The sequence below is a fragment of the Corynebacterium sp. HMSC055A01 genome (genome assembly GCF_001809405.1).
Taxonomy (GTDB): domain Bacteria; phylum Actinomycetota; class Actinomycetes; order Mycobacteriales; family Mycobacteriaceae; genus Corynebacterium; species Corynebacterium hesseae.
Map to the genome: position 1 here is coordinate 71,130 of NZ_KV797598.1, position 22,062 is coordinate 93,191.

General features: G+C 60.9%; 27 protein-coding genes. 16 read left to right on the plus strand and 11 right to left on the minus strand.

The window, feature by feature from the left end; all coding sequences use genetic code 11:
- The first annotated feature begins 11 nt into the window (after positions 1-11).
- Both purN and purH read left to right on the plus strand, forming a co-directional pair.
- A complete protein-coding gene (purN, locus tag HMPREF2604_RS12820) occupies positions 12-617 on the plus strand; it encodes a phosphoribosylglycinamide formyltransferase (protein ID WP_070531639.1) in 606 nt (201 codons plus the stop codon).
- A 39-nt stretch (positions 618-656) separates the two neighbouring features.
- Positions 657-2,189, plus strand: coding sequence for a bifunctional phosphoribosylaminoimidazolecarboxamide formyltransferase/IMP cyclohydrolase (gene purH / locus HMPREF2604_RS12825; RefSeq protein WP_070565713.1), 1,533 nt, complete (start codon positions 657-659; stop codon positions 2,187-2,189).
- A gap of 115 nt (positions 2,190-2,304) precedes the next feature.
- On the opposite strand, the gene HMPREF2604_RS13790 is transcribed toward purH, so the two are convergent.
- Entirely contained in the window at positions 2,305-2,748 is a 444-nt protein-coding gene (locus HMPREF2604_RS13790; protein WP_246818431.1) for a hypothetical protein, read from the minus strand.
- A gap of 277 nt (positions 2,749-3,025) precedes the next feature.
- Here HMPREF2604_RS13790 and HMPREF2604_RS12830 point away from each other — a divergent pair, with 277 nt between their 5' ends.
- Entirely contained in the window at positions 3,026-3,940 is a 915-nt protein-coding gene (locus tag HMPREF2604_RS12830; protein ID WP_070565715.1) for a hypothetical protein, read from the plus strand.
- Positions 3,941-3,957: 17 nt separating this feature from the next.
- Positions 3,958-4,899: a hypothetical protein gene (locus tag HMPREF2604_RS12835; RefSeq protein ID WP_246818432.1), complete on the plus strand. Its 942-nt coding sequence runs from the start codon at positions 3,958-3,960 to the stop codon at positions 4,897-4,899.
- 17 nt (positions 4,900-4,916) lie between these two features.
- Here the strand turns inward: HMPREF2604_RS12835 and HMPREF2604_RS12840 are convergent, their stop codons facing one another.
- Positions 4,917-5,600 carry a hypothetical protein gene (locus HMPREF2604_RS12840; protein WP_070563343.1) on the minus strand — a complete coding sequence of 228 codons (684 nt, stop codon included), beginning with the start codon at positions 5,598-5,600 and terminating at the stop codon, positions 4,917-4,919.
- Positions 5,601-5,744: 144 nt separating this feature from the next.
- Between HMPREF2604_RS12840 and HMPREF2604_RS12845 the strand changes: the two genes are divergently transcribed.
- Together HMPREF2604_RS12845 and HMPREF2604_RS12850 are read left to right on the plus strand one after the other, a co-directional pair.
- Positions 5,745-7,085, plus strand: a complete 1,341-nt coding sequence (locus tag HMPREF2604_RS12845; protein WP_070563346.1) for a serine/threonine protein kinase — start codon at positions 5,745-5,747, stop codon at positions 7,083-7,085.
- Between the two features lie 134 nt (positions 7,086-7,219).
- Entirely contained in the window at positions 7,220-7,900 is a 681-nt protein-coding gene (locus HMPREF2604_RS12850) for a DNA-binding response regulator (RefSeq protein ID WP_118781208.1), read from the plus strand.
- Here HMPREF2604_RS12850 and HMPREF2604_RS12855 read toward each other — a convergent pair.
- The 6 genes from HMPREF2604_RS12855 to rpmB form a co-directional block, all read right to left on the minus strand.
- On the minus strand, positions 7,897-8,613 hold the full coding sequence (locus tag HMPREF2604_RS12855) for a TetR/AcrR family transcriptional regulator (RefSeq protein WP_070520700.1): 717 nt from the start codon (positions 8,611-8,613) through the stop codon (positions 7,897-7,899). The two genes, HMPREF2604_RS12850 and HMPREF2604_RS12855, sit on opposite strands and share 4 nt — an antisense overlap.
- A gap of 88 nt (positions 8,614-8,701) precedes the next feature.
- Positions 8,702-9,496 (minus strand): hypothetical protein, encoded by a 795-nt coding sequence (locus tag HMPREF2604_RS12860; protein ID WP_070563349.1) that lies wholly within the window; start codon positions 9,494-9,496, stop codon positions 8,702-8,704.
- Positions 9,497-9,737: 241 nt separating this feature from the next.
- The gene (gene rpsR / locus HMPREF2604_RS12865; protein ID WP_010187626.1) at positions 9,738-9,992 is read right to left on the minus strand and encodes a 30S ribosomal protein S18; all 255 of its coding nucleotides are present in this window, start codon (positions 9,990-9,992) and stop codon (positions 9,738-9,740) included.
- 15 nt (positions 9,993-10,007) lie between these two features.
- Positions 10,008-10,313 carry a 30S ribosomal protein S14 gene (gene rpsN / locus HMPREF2604_RS12870; protein WP_010187625.1) on the minus strand — a complete coding sequence of 102 codons (306 nt, stop codon included), beginning with the start codon at positions 10,311-10,313 and terminating at the stop codon, positions 10,008-10,010.
- A 3-nt stretch (positions 10,314-10,316) separates the two neighbouring features.
- Positions 10,317-10,481 carry a 50S ribosomal protein L33 gene (rpmG, locus tag HMPREF2604_RS12875; protein ID WP_010187624.1) on the minus strand — a complete coding sequence of 55 codons (165 nt, stop codon included), beginning with the start codon at positions 10,479-10,481 and terminating at the stop codon, positions 10,317-10,319.
- A gap of 2 nt (positions 10,482-10,483) precedes the next feature.
- Positions 10,484-10,720 carry a 50S ribosomal protein L28 gene (gene rpmB / locus HMPREF2604_RS12880; RefSeq protein ID WP_005279911.1) on the minus strand — a complete coding sequence of 79 codons (237 nt, stop codon included), beginning with the start codon at positions 10,718-10,720 and terminating at the stop codon, positions 10,484-10,486.
- A gap of 474 nt (positions 10,721-11,194) precedes the next feature.
- Between rpmB and HMPREF2604_RS12885 the strand changes: the two genes are divergently transcribed.
- The 7 genes from HMPREF2604_RS12885 to HMPREF2604_RS12915 all read left to right on the plus strand — a co-directional run bounded on the left by HMPREF2604_RS12885 (position 11,195) and on the right by HMPREF2604_RS12915 (position 16,766).
- Complete coding sequence (locus HMPREF2604_RS12885; protein WP_070520710.1) at positions 11,195-11,464, plus strand: type B 50S ribosomal protein L31; 270 nt, start codon at positions 11,195-11,197, stop codon at positions 11,462-11,464.
- A 15-nt stretch (positions 11,465-11,479) separates the two neighbouring features.
- On the plus strand, positions 11,480-11,653 hold the full coding sequence (rpmF, locus tag HMPREF2604_RS12890; protein WP_010187615.1) for a 50S ribosomal protein L32: 174 nt from the start codon (positions 11,480-11,482) through the stop codon (positions 11,651-11,653).
- Positions 11,654-11,892: 239 nt separating this feature from the next.
- Positions 11,893-12,591 (plus strand): response regulator transcription factor, encoded by a 699-nt coding sequence (locus HMPREF2604_RS12895; RefSeq protein WP_070563351.1) that lies wholly within the window; start codon positions 11,893-11,895, stop codon positions 12,589-12,591.
- Positions 12,588-14,198, plus strand: a complete 1,611-nt coding sequence (locus HMPREF2604_RS12900; RefSeq protein ID WP_083299260.1) for a HAMP domain-containing sensor histidine kinase — start codon at positions 12,588-12,590, stop codon at positions 14,196-14,198. Before HMPREF2604_RS12895 ends, HMPREF2604_RS12900 begins: the two co-directional genes overlap by 4 nt.
- A gap of 132 nt (positions 14,199-14,330) precedes the next feature.
- Positions 14,331-15,824 carry a S1C family serine protease gene (locus HMPREF2604_RS12905; protein WP_083299261.1) on the plus strand — a complete coding sequence of 498 codons (1,494 nt, stop codon included), beginning with the start codon at positions 14,331-14,333 and terminating at the stop codon, positions 15,822-15,824.
- A 109-nt stretch (positions 15,825-15,933) separates the two neighbouring features.
- Complete coding sequence (locus HMPREF2604_RS12910; protein WP_070520727.1) at positions 15,934-16,527, plus strand: MogA/MoaB family molybdenum cofactor biosynthesis protein; 594 nt, start codon at positions 15,934-15,936, stop codon at positions 16,525-16,527.
- On the plus strand, positions 16,527-16,766 hold the full coding sequence (locus HMPREF2604_RS12915; RefSeq protein WP_070565719.1) for a hypothetical protein: 240 nt from the start codon (positions 16,527-16,529) through the stop codon (positions 16,764-16,766). The genes HMPREF2604_RS12910 and HMPREF2604_RS12915 overlap by 1 nt, the downstream gene beginning before the upstream one ends.
- A gap of 87 nt (positions 16,767-16,853) precedes the next feature.
- Here the strand turns inward: HMPREF2604_RS12915 and mscL are convergent, their stop codons facing one another.
- The 3 genes from mscL to HMPREF2604_RS12930 all read right to left on the minus strand — a co-directional run bounded on the left by mscL (position 16,854) and on the right by HMPREF2604_RS12930 (position 18,923).
- Positions 16,854-17,282 carry a large conductance mechanosensitive channel protein MscL gene (gene mscL / locus HMPREF2604_RS12920; protein WP_070520733.1) on the minus strand — a complete coding sequence of 143 codons (429 nt, stop codon included), beginning with the start codon at positions 17,280-17,282 and terminating at the stop codon, positions 16,854-16,856.
- A gap of 374 nt (positions 17,283-17,656) precedes the next feature.
- Complete coding sequence (locus HMPREF2604_RS12925; RefSeq protein ID WP_070565721.1) at positions 17,657-18,301, minus strand: SAF domain-containing protein; 645 nt, start codon at positions 18,299-18,301, stop codon at positions 17,657-17,659.
- A 55-nt stretch (positions 18,302-18,356) separates the two neighbouring features.
- Positions 18,357-18,923, minus strand: a complete 567-nt coding sequence (locus HMPREF2604_RS12930) for a 5-formyltetrahydrofolate cyclo-ligase (protein WP_070565722.1) — start codon at positions 18,921-18,923, stop codon at positions 18,357-18,359.
- 70 nt (positions 18,924-18,993) lie between these two features.
- Between HMPREF2604_RS12930 and HMPREF2604_RS12935 the strand changes: the two genes are divergently transcribed.
- The 3 genes from HMPREF2604_RS12935 (at position 18,994) to HMPREF2604_RS12945 (ending at position 22,039) form a co-directional block, all read left to right on the plus strand.
- Positions 18,994-19,923 carry a UTP--glucose-1-phosphate uridylyltransferase gene (locus HMPREF2604_RS12935; RefSeq protein WP_070520743.1) on the plus strand — a complete coding sequence of 310 codons (930 nt, stop codon included), beginning with the start codon at positions 18,994-18,996 and terminating at the stop codon, positions 19,921-19,923.
- Between the two features lie 88 nt (positions 19,924-20,011).
- Positions 20,012-21,304: a molybdotransferase-like divisome protein Glp gene (gene glp / locus HMPREF2604_RS12940; protein WP_070520746.1), complete on the plus strand. Its 1,293-nt coding sequence runs from the start codon at positions 20,012-20,014 to the stop codon at positions 21,302-21,304.
- A gap of 18 nt (positions 21,305-21,322) precedes the next feature.
- Positions 21,323-22,039: a GNAT family N-acetyltransferase gene (locus tag HMPREF2604_RS12945; protein ID WP_070565724.1), complete on the plus strand. Its 717-nt coding sequence runs from the start codon at positions 21,323-21,325 to the stop codon at positions 22,037-22,039.
- Positions 22,040-22,062: the final 23 nt, after the last annotated feature.

Below are 22,062 nucleotides of genomic sequence, written 5' to 3' on the forward strand. Positions count from 1 at the left end.
GGCTGTAGCGCGTGACTACACCGCATCAGCCCGCTGCTATTGCCCACCTCAACGTTGTTGTTCTGGTTTCCGGAACTGGCTCGCTATTGCAGGCCATCGTCGATGGCCAGGATGAGCATTACAGCGTCGTGAAAGTCATCGCGGACGTGCCTTGCCAGGGCATTGAGCGCGCGAGGGCGGCGGGAATTGCCACCGAAGTCGTAGAGATGGGCGCTGACCGCGCCGAATGGAACCAACGTCTGGTTGCCGCAGTGGATGCTGCGCAGCCAGACGTTGTTGTTTCTGCAGGCTTTATGAAGATCTTGGGCAAAGATTTCCTGGATCGCTTCGAAGGTCGCACCATTAATACCCATCCAGCGCTCTTGCCTGCTTTCAAAGGCGCGCATGGCGTACGCGATGCGCTGGCTTATGGTGCCAAGGTCACAGGCTCGACCGTCCATTTCGTTGATGCCGGCGTCGATACCGGCTCCATCATTGCCCAGGAACCCGTCCGGATTCTGGCAGAGGATGATGAGGCCAGCTTGCACGAGCGCATCAAAGTGGTCGAAAGAGAACTTATCGTTAGCGTTCTCCGCGCGGCGCGCGTGGAGGGCGAAGCACTCAGCATTCAGCTCTAATTAATTCATTACCGCAAGGAAGGCTTAAGTCCCCGTACCATGAGCGAAGATCGTAAGAACATCAAGCGCGCGCTGATTAGCGTTTATGACAAGACCGGTCTGGAAGACCTCGCCCGGTCCCTCGATAACGCTGGCGTGGAGATTGTTTCCACCGGTTCCACCGCGAAAAAGATCGCAGACTTGGGCATTGACGTCACGCCCGTCGAGAAGCTCACCGGCTTCCCGGAGTGCCTTGAAGGCCGTGTGAAAACGCTGCACCCGCGCGTGCATGCGGGAATCCTGGCGGATACACGCAAAGAGGATCACCTCAACCAGCTCCAGGAGCTTGAGGTAGAGCCCTTCCAGCTCGTCGTGGTGAACCTGTACCCCTTCCGTGAGACGGTGGCCTCCGGAGCCGACTTTGATGGCTGCGTGGAGCAGATCGATATCGGCGGCCCGTCCATGGTGCGCGCGGCCGCCAAGAACCACCCCTCCGTTGCTGTGGTTGTAGACCCTGCGCGCTATGGCGAGGTCGCAGACGCCGTGGCCAACGGTGGCTTCACGCTGGACCAGCGCCGCGGCCTAGCCCGCGATGCCTTCCTGCACACCGCTGATTACGACGCCGCGGTGTCTGCGTGGTTCGTCGATCAGCTCAGCGAGGGCGAGGAGACCACCCCGCTGCGCTACGGCGAGAACTCGCACCAGTCCGCGACCGTGACCCGCATCGGCACCACTGGTTTGGCCAATGCGAAGCAGTTCAACGGCAAGGAAATGAGCTACAACAACTACCAGGATGCCGACGCCGCGTGGCGCGCCGCCTGGGATCATGAGCGCCCGTGCGTGGCAATCATCAAGCATGCGAACCCGTGCGGCATCGCGGTGTCTGACGAGTCCATCGCGGCTGCTCACCGCGCGGCCCATGCCTGCGACCCGATGTCCGCATTCGGCGGCGTCATCGCTGTGAACCGCGAGGTCACCGTGGAGATGGCGGAGCAGGTCAAGGAGATCTTCACCGAGGTCATCGTGGCCCCGTCCTACGAGGAGGGCGCCATCGAGGTTCTTAAGGCCAAGAAGAACCTCCGTGTGCTGCAAGCTGAGTACGAGGCTCCGCAGGTGGAGCGCAAGTACATTTCCGGTGGCGTGCTCACCCAAGAGCCGGATACCTACCAGGCGGAGGGCGATAACCCGGCCAACTGGACGCTGGCTGCGGGCGAGGCCCTGAACGAATCCGATCTAGCGCAGCTCGAGTTTGCTTGGCGCGCCGTGCGTGCGGTGAAGTCCAACGCCATCCTGTTGGCTAAGGACAATGCCACCGTGGGCGTGGGCATGGGCCAGGTCAATCGCGTCGACTCCGCCAAGCTCGCGGTTGAGCGCGCCAACACGCTGGCCGACGGCACCAACCGCACCGAAGGTTCCTTCGCTGCATCGGACGCCTTCTTCCCGTTTGCGGATGGTCTCGAGGTTCTCCTCGATGCCGGTGTCAAGGCCGTGGTTCAGCCGGGCGGTTCCATTCGCGATGAAGAAGTCATCGGGGCCGCTAAGAAGGCTGGCGTGACCATGTACCTCACCGGAACCCGCCACTTCTTCCACTAGAGCCTGAACCAAAGCGTTCCAGCAAACTTCAACTGCCCTAGCTGACGAATCTAGCCGCGTAATTCGACGCGGAAGCGCTAGATTTGGCGGCTAGGGCAGTTGTGATCTCAGTTTCTTAAGCGCCCGTGATGGTCATAGGCGTGGTCGCAAGCGCGGCCGTCGAGGTTGGCTCGGAGCTTGTACCAGTCTGCTCCGTATCGGATGATTCGCGGCCCCAGATAAACCACGCGCCGATGCCAAGGACGACAGCCAGGATGAGGAGCAAAGCAATCAGCGCCGCGATGGCGCCGCTGAAGCGCCCTGTGCCTTTCGGCGGGGTAGGAGCGGCATAAGAGTTGGGCTGGGGTGGATTTGGGGGTGTTGGCGCGCCACCACTGAACGGCTGCGGGGCGGGGCTAGCGGGGTGCCCACCGAACGGGGGAGTGCTTCCGAATCCGCCGCTCGGACCATTCGTGCCGCCGGGATGGCCCGGGCGGCCAAACCCGGGAGCAGGTGAACCGAAGCCGGAGGAACCGGAGTTGCGTGGAGGGGTGCCCGAAGGACCAGTAGGAAATGACATGGCGGGAGATCAGCAACCTTTCCGTGCACAGGAAGTTAGAGCATCGAGATACCTCTAACAATCTAAACCCTCGAGCACCGTCCGTGGGGACTTCAATGGAAGCTCGTGGGAATACTCCCCAGTGGGGCAGGAAGTGCTGGCAGCACAGCAGAGTACACACTGTGCAAAGCGCGAGTAAAAACGTAAACGCTGCGCAGAGAATTGTGACTGTGCAAAAATAGGACAGATAGAAAACGCCTATTGGCATTTGCAAACGTCACGATCTACGGAGGCTTCGGTGACTGATTCAGATCGCAATCATGGATTCGGCGCGCATCCCCAGCAGGGAAACGGCAGCCAGCCACAGCCTTCTCATCAAGAAACCCACCCGGAAACCGCAGATTTTGAAGCCCCGCCAACACAACAGCGCCCAGTACAGCCCCAGCAATACCCCCAAAACATGGGAAATAGTCCGGGCTACTCGCAATCGGGTGAGCACAACTACTCAAATCCTTTTGCTCCCTCCGGATCCCAGGGCCAGTATCCTCAGCAGCAGCAATTCCCCACGCAACAATTCCCGCCCCAGGCGGCGCCGCAGGACGGATTTGGCCAGTACGATCAGCAGCCGGCTGCCTATGCGAATTCCTATGCACAGGACGATGCCGGAAACCATGGTTCCTCTAGTTCCGGAAAGCTTGTGCTCATCGGTGTATTGATCCTGGCAGTAATCCTCGTTATTGCCGCGTTGGCCTACCTCATTTTCTTTAAACACGCTGACTCAGGATCCCAGGCTGAATCGCCCCAGACCTCTGCCCAACTCACCGAGCAGAATGAGGGGCCACAAGACAGCACTTCAGCTGCGGAGGAGCCTGAAAAGACCTCAGAGGAGGCTACGACGACCTCCAAGGCGCAGAAGCGCCCCGAGCACCCTGACCTGCCCGCGGGCGCTATCCCGGCGAACGACGCCGCGCGTAACAACGAGCCCGGCGGCAACTTCAACAGTGTCTATCGCGGCACTGAGGTGACGACGGAGCCGTTCGCCAACTCCGTGCGCGATGAATACGTCAAACACTACGTCGATACCCACGAGTTTGACGCCACGATTAGGGCCTTTAGCCCGAAGACCAAGCTGTTCTACACCATGGATTGTTCCGATAACGGCGAGTATGTGACCTGCACTGGCGGCAATAACGCGGTTGTATACATCCTCTAATACGTAGGCGATCAACGATGAAACTCAGAACACGCCCAGACCGCACGCATGAACGCCCGCGGCGCCGGCCTGCGGCACTGGCAGCGTTGGTGGGGATCGCGGTGGCGTCGCTTAGCGCCTGCACCATCGGGGACGTCTCTCAGCCGGAACCAAGTGCTCCAGCAAGCAGCCCGCAGCCTTCCCTTCCTGATTCTGGATCCGGCTCGTCCGCAAGTCCTGCCCCTGATTCCATCCGCGACAAGGAACCATCCGTGATTAAGGCCACCGACCTTCAGGAAGCCGTCGACGCCATCGCCGCCGACAACCCGGGAACCGGAATTGCGGTGGCTGGGTCACAGACCGTCGCTGCTGCGGGAATCACCGACCCGCGGCCCGCATGGTCCACGGCGAAAGTCCCCCTGGCCATCGCCGCCGAACGCGCCGGGGTGGCGGATCCGGATGCTGTGTCTAGGGCAATTACTTTTTCCGATAACGCTGCAGCAGATTCTCTCTGGGAAGCTCTCGGCGGGGGAGCGCAGGCTGCACAGGCTACCCAGGAAATCATCGGAACGGCCACCGTCCCCGCCGCACCACCGCGCCCAGGGTTTAGCGCTTTCGGCCAAACGCAGTGGCCGGTGTCCGAGCAAGCGGAATTTGTCGCTGCGCTGGGATGTCAGGAAGGCGCTGATCCTATCCTCGCGGCCATGGGTGACGTTGATCCGGCACAGCAGTATGGCCTTCGCACCCTAGACGGGGCGGTGGTGAAGGGCGGTTGGGGGCCTGCCGAGGACGGTTCCTATGAGGCCCGTCAGATGGGGCTTATCACGCTAGGTGGACACACGGTGGCGGTGGCAATTTATGCCGCAGCACCATCCGGTGATTACGGCGAAGCCCAGCAGATGCTGACGCGACTAGCCCGGCAATTAGAAACCGCTCAGGTGGAGTGGCCGGACGCGGGATGCCAGCAGGGAGCTGTCTAAAAGCCCTAGTGCGGTTCCTAGTGAGGCCAGTAGTCCTCGAATTTTCCGGCCTCCCCGTCGATGTCATAGTCCGTACCCCGGATGTTGAGCACGGAGCCGGTGTCATCCCCGCTGGTGGGATCGAGGATTGTGGCGCTAAAGGAGCTTCCCTCACCGCGCGCCGGACCAAAGGCAGCACCGCTAGACCAGACTCCGCGGTAGAAAAGGGAGTCCTGCTTTTCGCAGACCACAATGTGGGAAACGGGATCGGTACCATGAGCAGCGAAAACCATGTTCTCGCCTTGCTGGCAGCGTGCCTCTGGGTAGTCGGACCATCCGGCCGCGGTGAGTCCTTCGGGGACATCGGCAGCATCAGGATTGAGAGAAGTCTCCGGCGCCTGCTCATCAGCGGCTTCCTCGTCGCCAGCAGCTTCCTCGTCGTCAGCTGTTCCTTCTTCTGCGGCCGTTTCCTCCGGCGCAGCCCCGCCTACGCGGGTGGGTTCCTGCTCCGTTGCGCTGCCGGCTTCGGGGCTTGCCTGGCTGGTGGAACGGACATCATTCCAAATCACGATTCCGGCAATCAGCAGTGCGATAAGGATTGCAATGGCGCAGATGATCGGAACGAGGTTGCGCTGCTCTGACTGGGGCCGTTGAGTCTGGCCCGACGCCGGCGTAGGGGGCTTATGCGCGTAATGGTTAGTGCCAAATCCTGGGGTGCTCATAGGGTCCTTGGAAAACAGTAGAGAACTACAGGTAGCATATCTGGCTCCGCACAACCAGACGGAACTGCGGGGTAGCACCCTCCATTTGGGGGCGATGGGACATGGCAACCTCAAGCCTTGCTATGCATATGGTGCAATGGGGCGGTGACTAATTCCTACTTCGTGCAATGGCTTACCCAGCAAAAGCGGTATACCACCGTGTACCTGCTGGGCGAGGGCGGCATGGGGCAGGTTTTTCATGCAACCGATCCGGACCTGTCCCGTGAGCTCGCGGTTAAAGTGCTGCTGGATGATGTTCGGGATGAGGCCTCTCGAGCCCGTTTCCACAACGAAATGAAGGCTCTCACCAGGATCGGTAGCCACCCGGGGGTGGTTCAGTTCTATTCCAAGGAGTCGACGCCGCGCGGGGATGACGTGATGGTCATGGCGTTCATCGACGGTGGAACCTTAGCGCAGGCGATCCGGGAACGAGCCAACAAGGGGAGGGGATTTACGGTCGCCGAGGTGGCGTACTACCTCAAACCGATTGCCGCGGCGCTGGACTATATGCACCACGAGCTGCACCCCGGGTGGGTGCATCGGGACATCAAGCCCGCCAATATCTTGCTGCGCAAAAACCCGGGCAGCCTGCCGCCGGCTGTGCTGAGTGACTTCGGGATCAGTATCGAAGAAGGCCAGTCGCGCCTGACCAAGGTCGGTCACATCGTGGGTACCGAAAAGTATTTGGCCCCAGAGAATAACGGCCATGCTTATGGTGATGATGACATGTCGGCGCGCGCGGACGATTACTCGCTGGCGCTTATCGCTTTCGAGATGCTCACGCTTCACCACCTCAAGGACACGATGCCGCGCAGCGAGTGGGAAGGACAGCGCCGTATCCCGGATCTGTCCAGCGATGCCTTCGCCGTATTCCTTGCAGAAGACACTGCTCGCGTTGCCTCGGAGGCACAGACCGTGCTGAACAAGGCGCTCAACAGCGTGCCCATGCAGCGCTATGCGCGGGCCCAGGACTTCATCGCCGCGCTTGACGACGTCTCCCGTTCCCGCCCCTCCCAGCCCGCTTCCGGCCCTACTTCCTCTGCCCCGCGTAGCGCCCCAGCCCTGCGCGGCGCCCCAGCCCCGCAGCCTTCGTCGCAACCAGAGCAGCCGCGGAATGAACGAAGCACTGCGCGGACGGGACAGTTTGGCCAACAGGGGCAATCACCCCAGCGTTGGCCGGAGCCCTCCGCCTCCTTTGGGTCCATGGATCGGGCAAGGCCAACTGGCTTCGTCGCTCCCTCTAATCCGATCGCGTCTTCGGGAACCGTGTCACCCTCCACACCAGTTACCCCGGCGATGCCAGGGTCTACGGTGCAACGACGGTCTACTCCTCAACGGGCAACCCGCAAGCCGGCCGCGAAGGATACTTCCAATGCCCTCATCATCACGGTCACCGTCGTGGTCATCATCCTTATTTTCTTAGTGACGTGGGCTATCGTGGCCTAGCGCCAGCTGAGGTGGGGTGTGGCTTAGCACGCCGAAACAAAGTGAATGCCGCTACACTGAAGAGCACTGTTTGAAGGCGCCTCGCCGACATACCCGGCGAAGAGCGCGAGTTGTCCAGCCCTACGGAGGTGTCTATGAGCCAGCAACAACCACGCCCGCCACAGAACGCACCGCGGGGGCCCAGGCTGCGCATCGATGACCTGATCGGCGGCGTGAAGGTTATTTCCCCGGGTGAGGAAGTCATCGTCGGCCGCGCCGGTGACTTCCGGGTGGGTGAGGAGGACCTCAGCCTGCACCGCCAACTCTTCCAGCTGTGGTATGGCGGCCAGGGATGGATGATCTGCAACGTGGGTAGCCATATCCCTCTGCGCATCGAGCTGCGCGGGGTCAAAGGATTTTCGCGCATTGACCTCGGCCCCCGCTCGGTCGCGGCGGTACCCCCAGGGCCATCGAGGGTTACCTTTGAGACGCCAGAATGCCCCTACGAGCTGTATATCGACGTAGAAAACAGCAACTATTCGCGCCGTACCAAGCGCGAGCAGGACGTCGATGAAGAGCGCACACGCACCCGTCACGTGCCCAATGATGAGCAAGAAGAGCTGCTGCGCCAGCTAGCCAGCTACCTCAAGAAACCGGGTTCTACCGACGCCGATATCCCCTCGGTGCGCGACATTGCTGAGGCGCTGGGGTGGACCGAAAAGAAGACGAACCACAAGATGGATCGCCTCGTCGATAACCTCCGCGCTGACGGCGAAAAGGCCTACAAGCCTTATAAGACCTTCTTGGCGCACTACGCCATTCGACACGGCCGCTAGCGGGCCGACCTCTTGCGGTCCGCGGCGGCCGCGGCGGCGGAAGAAATAGAGTCGTTGCGGTTCTTGAGCAGCTCCAGGGTGGTCGCCTCAGCATCGTCGGGAGGGGTGGCGCCGAGGACTGCTAGGGCGGCGTCGGCAAGCATGGCGGACTGCTCCGGCACGCGCTGCGAGGCATCAAACGGTGCGTTGCCATCATTGGGGCGCATTTCAATGACGGAGAGCGCGATGTGGAAGGGGAGCTCGATGCGCGGATCGTCCGCGCCCACAATTCCTGCGGCGGCAGTACGGAAGTGATCCTTGAGGCGGTCGCGCTGCTCGTGATATTCACCGAACTCGGGGGAATTAGCCACCGGCAGCTGATAAAGGCGGCCGACGTTCCACGCCGAGGTCAAAAGCAGGCGAGATTCGGCTGCTACCAGTGACCACAGGCGCTGCGCCGGCGCGGCATCGGAGGCCGCAAGCTCATCCGCGAGCTCCAGCGAGGGCTCGATGGTGGAATTCAGCAGGGTGAGGAAGATATCGGTCTTCGAAGGAAAGTGATAGTACAGCGAAGCCTGACGGATGCCGACGGCATCAGCAATTTGGTGCGTGGAAGTTGTAGCAAAACCCTGGGTGGTAAAAAGCTCGGATGAGGCATCCAGGATTTCTTCGCGCGCGGTGTTACCCCGGCGGCGTGGGCTATTCTTCCGTGGCCTGCCAACGCTACCTGCCATGAGGCGGACTCCCTTCGATAATGTTCATGTAATAACTGACGGCAAATCAGTAATCGTACACTCCGCCGCAAACGGCGATTGCTAAAGCTCAGCTTTCACTACTGCTAACCACATTACCGTGCCGAATCATGATGGATTCAAAGGCAGCGGAGACTGTGCGGCACGCCGATCCATAGGCGGTGCGGTCCAGTGGAGGCAGATCCCCGAGCACGACACTGTGCTGGACGACGCCCTCGTACCACCGTCCCAACTCCAGCGCGATGCCCGTGCCCCAAGCAAGGCTCAAGCCCTCCGCCTCCGCGGTGGTGAGCAACTCACGCTCCACGCCGATGGCGAGACGGTCTTGGGTGGGGCGGGGCGCTGGTGCTGCCCAGCGTGCGATGGCAGAAACGGGCGCCAGCAAAGAAAAACGAATGGACACATCGGCTAAACGATCGGGAAGCCCATCCACGAGCTTGAGCGGTGCTGGGCGCTGTGACACGGCCTCGGCGTAGAGCTCCTCCTCGCCGCCAGACCCTAGTGGGAGGCCAGCATCGGCACGGGTTGATGCGCAATCCTGTACCGCGCCGCAGGTCAAGCCGGCCTCGGTGATGAGCTTCTCGAGCTGCTCGTCAGTGCCTAACCACGTGATGGGTAGTGAGGGGAGGAGGTCGCCGCGGGCAGCGGCGCCGGTGAGGCGAACCGGGCTGGCGAGACCTGGAGAACGGACGATGTCCGTGACCACGCGAGAAAACCACGCAGCGAGTTCCACACCGTCTCCCCGGTGGGCGGTAGCGTTGCGCACCAAATCCTGCGCTTCTTCCAACAAGCCGCGTGCATGGGCGGGGGACTGGCAGTGGGTAGCGAGTTCGCTGAGGTCTGTGAGTGATTCGTGCAGTGGCATAAAGGCTTAAGTTCCCTTTCCATCAGGGGCGTTCTAACCCTTCAATGTAGCACTCGGGGGTGCCAGTTCTGAGTAAGACAGGTGCGGTGCACGATCCCCAAGAGGACAGGCGGAAAACGAAAGCCGCCGCCTACCGTGCCCCTTAAACGGGGAGGTAGGCGGCGGCTTAAAAGCTCTTTTGTCCTGTCCTAGTGAGTCACGAGTACAGCGGCAAAAGTGCGCTGTTGAAACCAGCTAGTGTTTAGCGGGACGTGAACGGCAGGAGAGCCATTTCGCGAGCGTTCTTGACGGCAGTAGCAACCTGGCGCTGCTGCTGCGGGGTCAGACCGGTGACGCGACGGGAGCGGATCTTGCCACGATCGGAGATGAACAGACGCAGGGTCTTGATCTCCTTGTAGTCAACCTTCTCAATGCCCTCGGCCTTGAGCGGGTTCTTCTTCGGGCGACGGGTCTGCTCCATACGGAACTTCTTGTGATTATTACGCTTGACAGCCATTGTATGGGTACCCCTTTACCAGCTGGACTTGCGAACGCCCGGCAGCTCACCACGGTGAGCCATGCCGCGCATACGGACACGGGACAGACCGAACTTGCGGAGGTAACCGCGCGGACGTCCATCGGCGGAGTCGCGGTTACGGACGCGGACGCGAGCGGCGTCGCGCGGCTGACGGTTCAGCTCGAACTGCGCCTCGAGGCGCTCTTCGTCCGGGGTGTTCGGGTTCTTGATGATTGCCTTGAGTTCAGCGCGACGCTCCGCGTAGCGGGCGACGATTTCCTTGCGCTGCTCGTTCTTGGCGATCTTTGACTTCTTAGCCATAAATTATCGCTCCTCGCGGAATTCGACGTGCTTGCGGACGATCGGATCGAACTTCTTCAAGGTGATGCGATCCGGGTTGTTGCGCTTGTTCTTACGGGTCACGTAGGTGTAACCGGTGCCCGCAGTGGACTTCAGTTTGATGATTGGACGAATGTCATTACGTGCCATCTTTAGATCTTCTCCCCACGTGCGCGAATCTTGGCCACGACGGACTCAATGCCGTCACGGTCGATGATCTTCATGCCCTTGGTGGAAACATTCAGGGTGATGGTACGGCCCTCAGAGGGCAGGTAGTACCGACGACGCTGCACGTTGGGGTTCCAACGGCGCGAGGTGCGGCGGTGCGAGTGCGAGACCTGCTTGCCGAATTCCGGCTTGCGGCCCGTTACCTGGCAAATAGCCGACATGGGTCTTCTTTCTCCTAGCCGCCCACATCGAAAGCGACTAACGGAGTGCCTATATCCGCGGTGAGGCGCGGCGCTCTAAAAAGTGAGGTTGAGCAGGAGGCTTAATCCGTTGAACACCAGTTGATGGGGCGTAAAACGATTACTTTGACAACAGCAAGGGGAAATCTTACATGCCGCGGCCTGTAGAACCTAATCACCGCTGTCGTGCAACCCGGCTTTGATACCTATTATCCAAGCGCCATTTCCGTCGAAGGTGCTGGCGGGGTGATTGTTTTCGCTTGCCGTTGCGTTGCTCTGAGGAGTATGAACTGCGGCGATTTCGATTTTGATGCCTGCGGCCTGTAGGATGTTTCAAGTTGTCGGCGCGAGCCGCACGTTTGTAAGTATAGAGACCCAACTCGGGCACGATCCTTTCATGCTCTCACGCGTCACGGAAGGAACCGACCCGTAGTTCAACCCTGAGGGAATCGACATATGAAGAAAGACATCCACCCGGATTACCACCCGGTGGTCTTCAAGGACGCCGGTACCGGCCACTCCTTCCTGACCAAGTCCACCGCTACCTCCGAGCGCACCGTTGAGTGGGAAGACGGCAACGAGTACCCGCTCATCGTCGTCGACGTGACCGCTGAGTCCCACCCGTTCTGGACCGGTGCGCAGCGCGTTATGGATACCGCTGGCCGCGTTGAGAAGTTCAACCAGCGCTTCGGTGCAATGGCTCGCCGCAAGAAGAAGAACGCGTAAGGAGGATAGGAAAAGATGGCAACTCCTAAGTTTAAGAAGTCCCGCGCGAACACCCACTCTCGCCGTTCCCAGTGGAAGGCTGACAATGTCGCCCTCCAGGAAGTCACCATCGACGGTCAGACCGTGCGCATCCCGCGCCGCCTGGTCAAGGCTGCAAAGCTCGGCCTGGTTGACGTCGAGCAGTTCTAAGGCCTCTCAGGTCTTCAGTCTGTGACTGTAGCCCCGAAGATTCACCGCTTTGAGTGAATCTTCGGGGCTTTTGTCGTGTGTATGTAGTGCGCGCTCGCAGCTCTCCATGATTGCTAAGGCGTGGGCCGCCGAGGCGGCCTTGAATTTTTTGGGGAAACCAGCGGCCTAAGGGGGTATAAGGGGGCGAAAGAATGCGGCCTACTTCGTGAAAACGTCCTAGATAGGACATAATTGAGATTATGAAGATTCTTGTCGTGGATGACGAGCAGGCCGTACGTGAATCGCTTCGGCGCTCCCTGAAGTTTAATGGCTACGAGGTTGTGTTGGCCGCCGATGGCGTTCAGGCTGTCGAGATGGTTCACAGTGATAACCCCGAGCTACTGATCCTCGATGTGATGATGCCGAACATGGACGGCCTTGAAGTCTGCCGCACCCTGCGCAGCGAAGGCTGGGACCGCCCCATTCTCGTGCTGACGGCTCGTGATGGCGTGTCCGATCGCGTTGCAGGTCTCGATGCGGGCGCCGACGATTACTTGCCCAAGCCATTCGCTCTGGAGGAGCTTTTGGCTCGCGTGCGTTCTTTGGTTCGGCGTGCCGCTGCGGACTCCATCGGGACGAAGCAGCCGGTTGAGACGCAGCTAAGCTTCGAGGACCTCAAGCTTGATGCAGATACGCGTGAAGTTACTCGCGGCGACCGTCCAATTTCCCTGACCCGCACCGAGTTTGCGCTCTTGCGCTTGTTGATGGAGAACCCCCGCAAGGTGCTCTCCCGCAACACCATCTTGGAAGAAGTGTGGGGCTATGATTTCCCCACCTCCGGAAATGCGCTTGAAGTCTACATTGGCTATCTCCGCAAAAAGACCGAGGAGAATGGTGAGCCGCGTCTTATCCACACCGTGCGCGGTGTTGGCTATGTCATGAGGGAGGCTATCGCGTGATTTTGCGGAGGCCCGCGCCTGATGCGGTGCCTTCTGAAGACCTGGATACCACTGCGTGGTTAGGCCGCTCAGGCCGACGCGGCTGGGTTTCACGGGCGCCGCTTCGGTGGCGCCTTTCTTTGGTTACCGGCGTTGTTGTCGCCTTCTCCGTGGCAGTAATGACGTTTGTGACCTATTGGCTTGTCGCGGCGTCGATGACGGCGAGCGTCGATAAGCAGATTATGCAGCAAGCCGACGTACTCATACAGCAGGCGCAGGATCCGGCCTTTGTGGAGAACATCGACCAGGAAATTTCCTCATTCAAGCTCTATAACCCCTCGACTCGAATCTCAATCTCCCCACCGTCGGCGGCGTTTGCATTTGGTGACGCACTGCCCGTGGGCGGCGATTTTAAGCCCGACGGGGACACTATGGAAAGCTCCATCCGTACTTTGGGCGGGGAGCGCGTGCTGGCTAAGCATGAGGACGGCGGGACCACGGTAGTCCTGGCTAAGGACCTAGGACCGACCGAGGAAATCGTTTCCGCGGTGGGTTCGGCTCTGCTCATCATCGTGGCGTTCGGCGTGCTGCTTTCCGTCTTCGCGGGAATGGTGGTGTCCAAGACCGGTATGGAACCCATCGCGCGCCTCAAGCGCGCGACAGATTATGTGACGCAGACTAATGACTTGCGGCCGATTGCGGTGGAGAGCAATGACGAGATGTCGCAGCTGACGGTGTCCTTCAACCGAATGCTGTCTGCCCTGCAGCATGCGCGCGTGCAGCAATCGCAGTTCGTGGCAGATGCCGGCCACGAGTTGAAGACGCCGCTAACTTCCATGCGCACCAATATCGAGCTCCTCATGATGCTGAATAAATCCGGCGGCGGATTTGGCATCAGCGAGGAAGATCGTCGTGATTTGGAAGACGACGTGATGGCGCAGATGTCGGAGTTGTCGACCCTGATCGGTGATCTCGTGGACTTGGCACGCGAAGATGCCACTGAGAAGGAACCGGAACCGGTCGAGCTGCACGAGGTTCTGGAAAATTCCCTTAATCGTGCCAAGCGCCGGCGCCCTGACGTGGACTTCCGCGTGAGGTTTATTCCGTGGATGTTGGATGGTGACCCATTTGCCTTGGGGCGTGCCACGCTCAATCTCATGGATAACGCCGCGAAGTGGTCGCCGCCGACGGGTACCGTGCGCGTTTCCATGCGGCAAGTGGCAGAGGACAAGGTGCGCCTGCGTGTGGATGACTCGGGCCCCGGTATCGCGCCCGAGGAGCGCGACAAGGTGTTTGAGCGTTTCTACCGTTCGGCCGAAGCTCGTGCAATGCCTGGTTCCGGACTAGGCTTGGCCATCGTGAAATCCGTCGTCGAGCGGCACAATGGAGAGATCACCATTAAGGATTCCGCGGACGGTGGAACACGCATGGAGGTTATCCTGCCGGGGCATCCCACCGAGGGGGATGCCATGGTGGATGGATTGGAAGAAATCCCGAACGAGTTCCAGCCAGAATCCTTCGATGCGCAAGAAGCAGAGGAGACATCTCAGGGGCCAGCCGAGGAGCACTCGGAGAACCCGCACGACCGGGGTCATATCTTTGCGGAGCGGTGGTTTAACCAAAGCTAGTCTTCCAAGTATCGTCCCAGTTCAGGGTGCACAGGAAATGTACAGCTTTTCCTAGCACACTGGCAGAGCAGAGACAGATACACCCCAGCGCGATGGTGCACACTACCTGACATGAATATGAGGAATTCGAACATGGATAATCCCATGGATACCCCGCAGAACTCTGATGGACGGGGACAAGCACAGCAGCAGGGCGGGGCGCCTTCTGCGGGAAGCTCATCAAACGGCTGGAATCAGCCGCGCTCGGACTCGTGGGCACAGGGAAGGCAGCAGCAAGCGCCCTACGGCGCACAGGGCGGGCCGGGAAGCCCGTCGTCGTTTGGTGCTCAGCCTTCTCAGGCGCCAAGCGCGGGACAAGCACCGTATGGCGGCTCAACCTATGGCTTTGGTCAGCAAAGCCAGGTGCGACAGAGCGCAGCACAACCATATGCAGGACAGCGCTTCGGTGCTGCGCCCGAGGGGAATCAGAACGAACGCTTCGCTGGTCAGCAAGGCGCAGGCGCGCAGGTCGTGGAGCAGGGGAGCGAACCGAAGAACAAGCGCAAAGTAGGAATGGGCACCGCGTTGGCGATGATGCTTGTTGAAGCCATTGCAGTTGGCGGCGTCACCGGTGCCGTGGTTGGCAAAGCCGGTGACGATAAATCCTCGACCTCGACGGTCAACGAGGTTCTCGAGCGCCAGCCGGTGGCCAATAGCACCGGTAACGAGCCGGCCGCCGGCTCTGTGGAGGACGTAGCATCGAAGGTTCTGCCGTCGGTGGTGTCGATCTACTCCATGACCCGCTCTGGCGGTGCCGAGGGCTCCGGTTCAATTATCTCCCCAGATGGTTATGTGCTGACCAACCACCACGTCGTTGCTGGCGCGGATCAGGGAGGGAGGCTCGAAGTGACGATGAATGATGGTTCGCGCCATAGCGCTACGTTTGTCGCGTCCGATGCGACGACAGACGTCGGGGTCATCAAAATCGACGACGTCAGCGATCTTCCTTTCCTCCAGTTTGGTGATTCGGACGCGGCCGCAGTGGGGCAGGAGGTAGTTGCCGTTGGCTCCCCGCTGGGGCTCAACGCCACGGTGACGTCCGGAATTGTGTCGGCCAAGAACCGCCCGGTGCGTGCGTCACAGGAAGGTGGGGAGTCCTCGCTTATCGACGCCATCCAGACCGACGCAGCCGTCAACCCCGGTAACTCCGGCGGTCCCCTGGTGGATATGGAGGGCAACATCATTGGCATGAACTCGATGATTGCCTCGCTATCTGGCGGTTCGAATGCCGAAGGCGGCTCCATCGGCCTGGGCTTCGCCATCCCCTCAAATTTTGCTAAGCGAATGGCCGATGAGCTCATCAATAACGGCAAGGTCAAGCATCCCACGTTGGGCGTTAAGGTCCGTGCGCAGAGCGATACCCTTGGCGCGGAAATCGTTGATGTGGAATCTGGCAGCCCGGCTGATAAAGCAGGACTGAAGTCCGGTGATGTGGTCACTCGCGTCAACGACCGGCTCATTGAAAGCTCCGATGCCCTGATTGCGGCAACCCGCTCGCAGGAATTTGGGGCAACCGTGACACTGGAAGTTAAGGGCCGCGACAACGAAGACGTGAGAAAGGTAGAGGTAACGCTGGCGAGCGAGTAAGTTTACAAATACTCGGGCGGTGCGCAAGCACCGCGTGAATACCGCACCCTGACACCTTTTTAAGCAACTACTTCCGGAAGATTCCGTCCCACCTTTAAGGAGAACCTCCGTGGCAGACAACACCGACGCAGCTGAGCTGTTGGGGCGCGATGCCTCACACGAACTTGATGATGTTACCGAGCCCGATGACGCCTTCCTCATTGCGAGCGAGCAAGAACAAAGCGTTCAGGCGCCGCGTCGCGCGCTCGTCGTGATCGTTACCGACCACCCAGATGAGTCAACGGAGGACACATCGCGTTTGGCGGGTGAATTGCTGGCCGAAGCCGATTTCACCTTCGACGGCGCAGTGATTGTTCGCTCCAAGAAATCCAAAATCCGACAGGCGATTGAAACCGGTGTGGTCGGGGGAGTTGACCTCGTATTGACTATCGGTGGCACGGGCGTTGGCCCCCGCGATAAAACTCCTGAGGCAACCCGCGCGGTGCTGGATCAAATGGTTCCGGGCGTGGCGCAGGCGCTGCGCTCTTCCGGCCAGGCATGCGGCGCGGTGGATGCCTGCACCTCCCGCGGTATTTCAGGAGTGTCCGGTTCGACGGTCATCGTCAACGTGGCTTCGTCCCGCGCGGCGGTGCGCGATGGCATGGCAACCTTGACGCCTTTGGTGCATCATCTAGTTGATCAGCTGCAGAAATCCAGCGTCTAATGGCTGATTCCGCACCACGTGCCCGCCGTCGTCGTGCTCAGCGCCCGTCGACCGCCCAGAATTATGACCGCAGCTTCGACGTGCCCGGCGGGCCTGTATCGCAGGCGGCTGGTACCTCTGCTGGGGCTGGCGCCGATGAGCTGCGCATCGTAAGCTTTGATGGCAACAGCGAAGACGAAGTCACCGGTGAGGCTTTCTACCGCGAGAATATGCCGCCGCACTTTGGTACTACGCAGTAGCGCGTCGAGGGCCTAGAGCGCATAAGGAAATCCCGCAGAGCTTCAGCATTGTGCTGGCTCTGCGGGATTGCAGGTTTTGCTTGTGAATTAGAAGCTGGAACCTGGCTTCTCAGTGGTGGTGCCACCGTTCTCAGCAGCGAGCAGGTCGCGGATCTCAGCGAGCAGCTGCTCGGCGGTCGGAGCCGGCTCCTCCGGGTCAACACCCTGGCGGCGCTTAGCGTGCTCGGTGACGGCGTTGAGCGGAGCGACAATGACGAAGTAGATGACGGCAGCGACGATCAGGAAGTTGATGAGTGCCGTGATGACCGCACCAAAGTCAAGGAAGGTCTCGGGATTGTCGGTAATCGCGAAGCCCAGGCCACCGAAGTCCGGGGAACCGAAGGAGTTGATCAGCGGCTGGATGAGGTGGTCCGTGATGGAGGTAACGATTGCGGTGAATGCAGCACCGATGATGACGGCCACGGCCAGCTCGATGACGTTGCCGCGCAAGATGAAATCTTTAAAGCCCTTAAGCATGGGAATATGTCCTTTTCTGCGGAGTAAATGCTTCTTCGGTAGTGCGCGGCTGCGGCGCAGCGCGCGGTGGGAGAACCAACGCTGTTCAATGAGACGGTACCTAGCACGTGATGAGCCGGAAGGGGCCGAAAGGAGCGAGGTTCTTGAAGCGTAGGAGTGCCTACTTAGGAAGAAGTATCGGGGGAAAATTGCTGGAATAGAAAAGACCACTGTTGAGCGCTCACAGCATGCGTTGCCACGACGTTGTGAGACAGGAAAGACACACAAACATTAGCGCCTGAGTGGATGCGCCCATACTAGGCAGAGATTGTTGGTGGTGGCAACATCCCGCAGCACCATTGATGCGCAAACGCGGCGATCTTCACAGTGTCATCTTAATTGTGGGCACGGTCGCCCACGATGACGACCGTGAGCGGTTGCGCAAGGGAAGCGGCAGCGACGTCCTCGGCAGCCTCGGCGGGGAGGGCAACGAGCAACGATTGTGTGCGTGCATCATCTCCGCCTGTTCCTACCGACACGACGCGAGCGCCACGGGCAATAGTCTTTCCGCGTGCGGGGGCGGTACCGTCGGGCCCGTCCTCGACCGTGCCGACGATGTTGACCGTATCTCCATGGTGGAGATTACGAGAAATCTCCGGCTCAGCCAGCGTAAGCGGGATGAGGTGGCCGTTGTCCATACCGAAATCTGCGACGAGATCTGAGCTGAGTAGGCGAGTTGTGGTCAAGATTTCGCCAGCGCTCGCGGCCGCTACCAGCACGCGTCCCACGGCATCCTCTGGGTTATTTCCCAACGCCGTGGCGGGAAGAGCGGAGGAGGGGACGCGGGCCACGGAGACATCGCCAAGCGCTAGCGTCTCCCCGGCCGCCACGTCCCGGGCCATGACTACGACGCGGGGCTGCTCACGCGTGGAAGCGAGCGCACTGGCTGCGGCGGTCACGAGCAGGACAGCTGCGATAACGCGGCGCAGGAGCACGCTGCGGCGATGTCCCGGGGTGCGCAGAACATGTAGAAAATCCATACCTTCTTAGACTGCGCGTGGCACCGCGTGGTTCCCGGGCGGGGCCCGAAAGCGATTAAAGCCAGCGCATCCCGCGCTCGGTCAGGACGCCATCGACTGGGCGGTCGTGCTCATCGAAGGGGACATCGCGGACCTCGCTGGAATGCACCAAGGCGACGACAGGTGGGCGCCCAGTGGGGAGGGGAGTGAGCGCGCGGTCGTAGTATCCCGCTCCCTTGCCCAAGCGCATGCCTGATTCGCTGACTGCCATCGCGGGTGCGAGGATGAGATCGAGCTGGGCCAGGATTTCGCTGCTGTGGCGCTGGCCGACGGGCTCCGCAATCCCCAGCGCCCCCGGGCGCATGGCCTGTGGGCCGGTATATAGCGTCCACAAAAGCTCCCCGTCTGTACCGGAAATAGGCAGGTAAACCTCTTTGCAGAGCTGTGCCACGGCATCCACGAAGCTGGGCCCGCCCGGCTCTGTGCCCAGTGGGTGGTAGGCGGCAATGCGCATCGCGGGAGTCAGGAGCTCTCTTACACCAGCACACCACGCGGCGTTGTCGTCAGCACGCTGTTCAGAGGTGCGTTCGCGGCGGGCGTTAAGAAGTGAGGCTCTTAAGGCGTCCTTGGGGGAGGTCGTCATGGTTGCTAATCATAATGTGACGGCGTAGCGCAGCGCAGGAGAGCGGTGGGTGCATTGTAAAGTGGAACTTATGGCTATTGCACACGAGGATTCCCACACCGGGATCGCTACGGTCGTTGTCCCCGCTGCTGGCATGGGCACTCGCTTCCTGCCTGCCACCAAGACCGTGCCCAAGGAGCTGCTCCCCGTCGTTGATACGCCGGGCATCGAGCTTATTGCGGAAGAAGCCGCTTCGGTTGGTGCTCAGCGCCTCGCGGTGATCACCGCACCAAACAAGCAAGAAGTGATGCGGCACTTCGAGGAGTTTCCGGATCTGGTTGAGACACTCGACGCCCGCGGCAAAGACGAGCAGGTTGCTAAGGTCAAGCGCGCCGCCCAGCTGATCCACCCGATTTCGGTGGAGCAGGAAAAGCCGCTGGGCCTGGGCCACGCGGTGGGCCTGGCGGAATCCGTGCTCGAGGATGACGAGGAATTCTTCGCCGTCATGCTACCGGATGACATTGTTCTGCCCGCCACCGTCATGGGGGAGATGGCCCGTGTTCGCGCAGCTCTAGGCGGCAGCGTGCTGTGCGCCTTCGAGGTCGCGCGCGAGGAGACCTTTAACTACGGTGTGTTCGACGTCGAAGACACCGACGCGCCGGGAGTGAAGAAGGTTGTGGGCATGGTGGAGAAGCCGGATCCGGCTGATGCGCCGTCCAACCTCGTGGCCACCGGGCGCTACCTGCTCGACAGGAAGATCTTTGATGCGCTTCGCCGTATCAAGCCAGGCAAGGGTGGGGAGCTGCAGCTGACCGATGCCATCGAGCTCCTCATCAAGGAGGGACACCCAGTTCACGTCGTAGTTCACCAAGGCAAGCGCCACGACCTTGGCAACCCGGGCGGTTATATCCCAGCCAACGTGGACTTTGGTCTGCGCGATGAGAAATACGGTCCCGCGCTCTACAAGGCGATTAAGAAGATTGTGGAGGATTACGAAGAAGAAAACGGGCTGAAGGGCTAAGTCTTGACGCACCAAGCGCGCTAAGCTCTACTCCAGTAACTTCCATCCCTTTAGGCCCCACATACCCCAGAGCAAAGGTAGGCGGTACATGCGTTCGGTCGATGACCAGATGGCGTTCATTCTTGATGCAGCGATGACTCCGGAGCCGGTACGCATCGCCATCGCGAATGCGCTGGGTCTCAAGTGCGCGGAGGAGGTGCAGGCTAATCAGCCACTGCCGGGCTTCCCGCAGGCGGCGATTGATGGCTACGCCGTGCGTGCCGTGGACGTCGGGGGAGAAAAAGCCCTCAAGGCGCGCACTCGCCACGACGCTGAGGATGCGGATGCTCCTGCTTCGGAGACTGAGATTGAGCGCTCGCTTCCGGTGGTGGGGGAGGTGCCTGCAGGCTCGCGTCAGCCTTTGCGTTTGCAGCCTAAGCAGGCGGTGCGGGTGTATACGGGTGCGCCTTTGCCCACGCTTGCCGACGCCGTCCTTCCCCTCGAGTGGACCGACCGCGGACGCAAGCGCGTGACCTCGCACCGGCCAGTGCGCTCGGGAGACTTCGTGCGCCGCGTGGGCGATGACATCCAACCCGGCGATGTGGCAGTGTCCTCTGGAACTGTCTTGGGGCCGGCGCAGATTGGCCTGCTCGCGGCGGTGGGGCGCTCGAAGGTGCTGGCGTACCCACGCCCGCGCGTGACCATCGTCTCTTACGGCAAGGAGCTTGTCGACGTCGACCGTGAGCCCGGCCTGGGCCAGGTCTTCGACGTGAACTCTTACTCACTCGCAGCGGCCGCGAAGGAGGCCGGCGCGGACGTGCACCGCGTCGGCATTGCTGCCGGTGAGCCGCGCCGCGTGCGGGAGGCCTTGGAGACTTACCTGGCGCGCAGCGAGGTGCTGGTGATTTCCGGTGCCGTGGGCGGTGCGGGGGCGGATGAAATCCGCGAAGTCCTCGATGAGCTGGGGGATGTCGATACTACTCGTGTGGCAATGCACCCCGGTTCGGTCCAAGGTTTTGGTCTGTTGGGTGAAGAGCGCATCCCCACCTTCCTGTTGCCTTCGAACCCCGTGTCTGCGCTCGTCATCTTCGAGGTTTTTGTGCGCCCGCTGATTCGGTTGTCCCTAGGCAAGCGCAGCGGTCAGCGTCGCGTCGTACGCGCACGCGTGCTCAACCACATGGAGTCCCGCCCGGGCCGTCGCGGATACATCCGTGCCCGGCTGATGCGTGACGCCGAGACCTCCGATTACCTCGTGGAAGGGCTAGGTGGCGCGGCGGGCGCGCCGGCACACCTGCTCGCCGGGTTGTCAGAAGCGAACGCGATGATTCGCATCCCGGAGGAGGTCACCGAGATCCGCCCGGGAGATGTGGTCGACGTCCTCTTCCTGACCCAACGAAGCTAGCCGGCAGCTACGCACGCCATGCTTGATCCTTTTGGTACTGCCGCAGGGAGGTTTTCCACCCCCGCCAGCGGTGAGGCTCACCCCGAGCATCCGGGGTGGCCTGAGGCGACCCCTGCGGTGCGGCTGCGAGGCTCCAGCGTTTTCCCGCACGGAGCGACGGTACGCCTGCGCCCGCTGTTGCGTCGGGATGGCGAGGCGTGGCGGCAGCAGCGCATAGCGGATCGGGATTCTCTTAAACCCGTGGAACCCACGCTGCCGACGTCGTGGGGTGCGGCGCATTCGCAGTCTGCGTGGTGGAATCACCTGATGTTTTTGCGTGATTCTGCCCGCGTTGGAACGGTGGTGCCGCTCGTCATTGACGTCGATGGGCAATTTCGAGGCCAATTGACCCTGGGAAATATTCAGCACGGAGGGGTCAGTGAATGCTGGATCGGCTATTGGGTCCATTCCGGGGTACACGGCGCCGGCGTGGCCACCGTTGCGTGCGCCCTCGGCGTGGACCACGCTTTTTACCGAGTGGGGCTGCACAGAGTCACCGCCACCTACCTGCCGGAGAACCCTGCTTCGGGCAAGGTGCTACACAACAATGGCTTTCGGGATGAGGGATTTCTGCGCCGCAACTTACACATTGACGGCGCATGGCGGGACCACCACTTCTTGGCGCTCAATCGTGAGGATTTTGCCTCGAGCGCGGTGGAGCGCCTGCACGCAGCGGGGCGGATCCTCGGTCTCTAGATCGCGCTTGGATTAGTTCAACT

What these genes read in the sequence shown, in the direction of transcription:
- purH (WP_070565713.1), top strand. Translation starts at nt 657, where the DNA reads ATGAGCGAAGATCGTAAGAACATCAAGCGCGCGCTGATTAGCGTTTAT.
- HMPREF2604_RS13790 (WP_246818431.1), bottom strand. Translation starts at nt 2,748, where the DNA reads ATGTCATTTCCTACTGGTCCTTCGGGCACCCCTCCACGCAACTCCGGT.
- HMPREF2604_RS12835 (WP_246818432.1), top strand. Translation starts at nt 3,958, where the DNA reads ATGAAACTCAGAACACGCCCAGACCGCACGCATGAACGCCCGCGGCGC.
- HMPREF2604_RS12840 (WP_070563343.1), bottom strand. Translation starts at nt 5,600, where the DNA reads ATGAGCACCCCAGGATTTGGCACTAACCATTACGCGCATAAGCCCCCT.
- HMPREF2604_RS12850 (WP_118781208.1), top strand. Translation starts at nt 7,220, where the DNA reads ATGAGCCAGCAACAACCACGCCCGCCACAGAACGCACCGCGGGGGCCC.
- HMPREF2604_RS12855 (WP_070520700.1), bottom strand. Translation starts at nt 8,613, where the DNA reads ATGGCAGGTAGCGTTGGCAGGCCACGGAAGAATAGCCCACGCCGCCGG.
- HMPREF2604_RS12860 (WP_070563349.1), bottom strand. Translation starts at nt 9,496, where the DNA reads ATGCCACTGCACGAATCACTCACAGACCTCAGCGAACTCGCTACCCAC.
- rpsR (WP_010187626.1), bottom strand. Translation starts at nt 9,992, where the DNA reads ATGGCTGTCAAGCGTAATAATCACAAGAAGTTCCGTATGGAGCAGACC.
- rpsN (WP_010187625.1), bottom strand. Translation starts at nt 10,313, where the DNA reads ATGGCTAAGAAGTCAAAGATCGCCAAGAACGAGCAGCGCAAGGAAATC.
- rpmG (WP_010187624.1), bottom strand. Translation starts at nt 10,481, where the DNA reads ATGGCACGTAATGACATTCGTCCAATCATCAAACTGAAGTCCACTGCG.
- rpmB (WP_005279911.1), bottom strand. Translation starts at nt 10,720, where the DNA reads ATGTCGGCTATTTGCCAGGTAACGGGCCGCAAGCCGGAATTCGGCAAG.
- HMPREF2604_RS12885 (WP_070520710.1), top strand. Translation starts at nt 11,195, where the DNA reads ATGAAGAAAGACATCCACCCGGATTACCACCCGGTGGTCTTCAAGGAC.
- rpmF (WP_010187615.1), top strand. Translation starts at nt 11,480, where the DNA reads ATGGCAACTCCTAAGTTTAAGAAGTCCCGCGCGAACACCCACTCTCGC.
- HMPREF2604_RS12895 (WP_070563351.1), top strand. Translation starts at nt 11,893, where the DNA reads ATGAAGATTCTTGTCGTGGATGACGAGCAGGCCGTACGTGAATCGCTT.
- HMPREF2604_RS12905 (WP_083299261.1), top strand. Translation starts at nt 14,331, where the DNA reads ATGGATAATCCCATGGATACCCCGCAGAACTCTGATGGACGGGGACAA.
- HMPREF2604_RS12915 (WP_070565719.1), top strand. Translation starts at nt 16,527, where the DNA reads ATGGCTGATTCCGCACCACGTGCCCGCCGTCGTCGTGCTCAGCGCCCG.
- mscL (WP_070520733.1), bottom strand. Translation starts at nt 17,282, where the DNA reads ATGCTTAAGGGCTTTAAAGATTTCATCTTGCGCGGCAACGTCATCGAG.
- HMPREF2604_RS12925 (WP_070565721.1), bottom strand. Translation starts at nt 18,301, where the DNA reads ATGGATTTTCTACATGTTCTGCGCACCCCGGGACATCGCCGCAGCGTG.
- HMPREF2604_RS12930 (WP_070565722.1), bottom strand. Translation starts at nt 18,923, where the DNA reads ATGACGACCTCCCCCAAGGACGCCTTAAGAGCCTCACTTCTTAACGCC.
- HMPREF2604_RS12935 (WP_070520743.1), top strand. Translation starts at nt 18,994, where the DNA reads ATGGCTATTGCACACGAGGATTCCCACACCGGGATCGCTACGGTCGTT.
- glp (WP_070520746.1), top strand. Translation starts at nt 20,012, where the DNA reads ATGCGTTCGGTCGATGACCAGATGGCGTTCATTCTTGATGCAGCGATG.
- HMPREF2604_RS12945 (WP_070565724.1), top strand. Translation starts at nt 21,323, where the DNA reads ATGCTTGATCCTTTTGGTACTGCCGCAGGGAGGTTTTCCACCCCCGCC.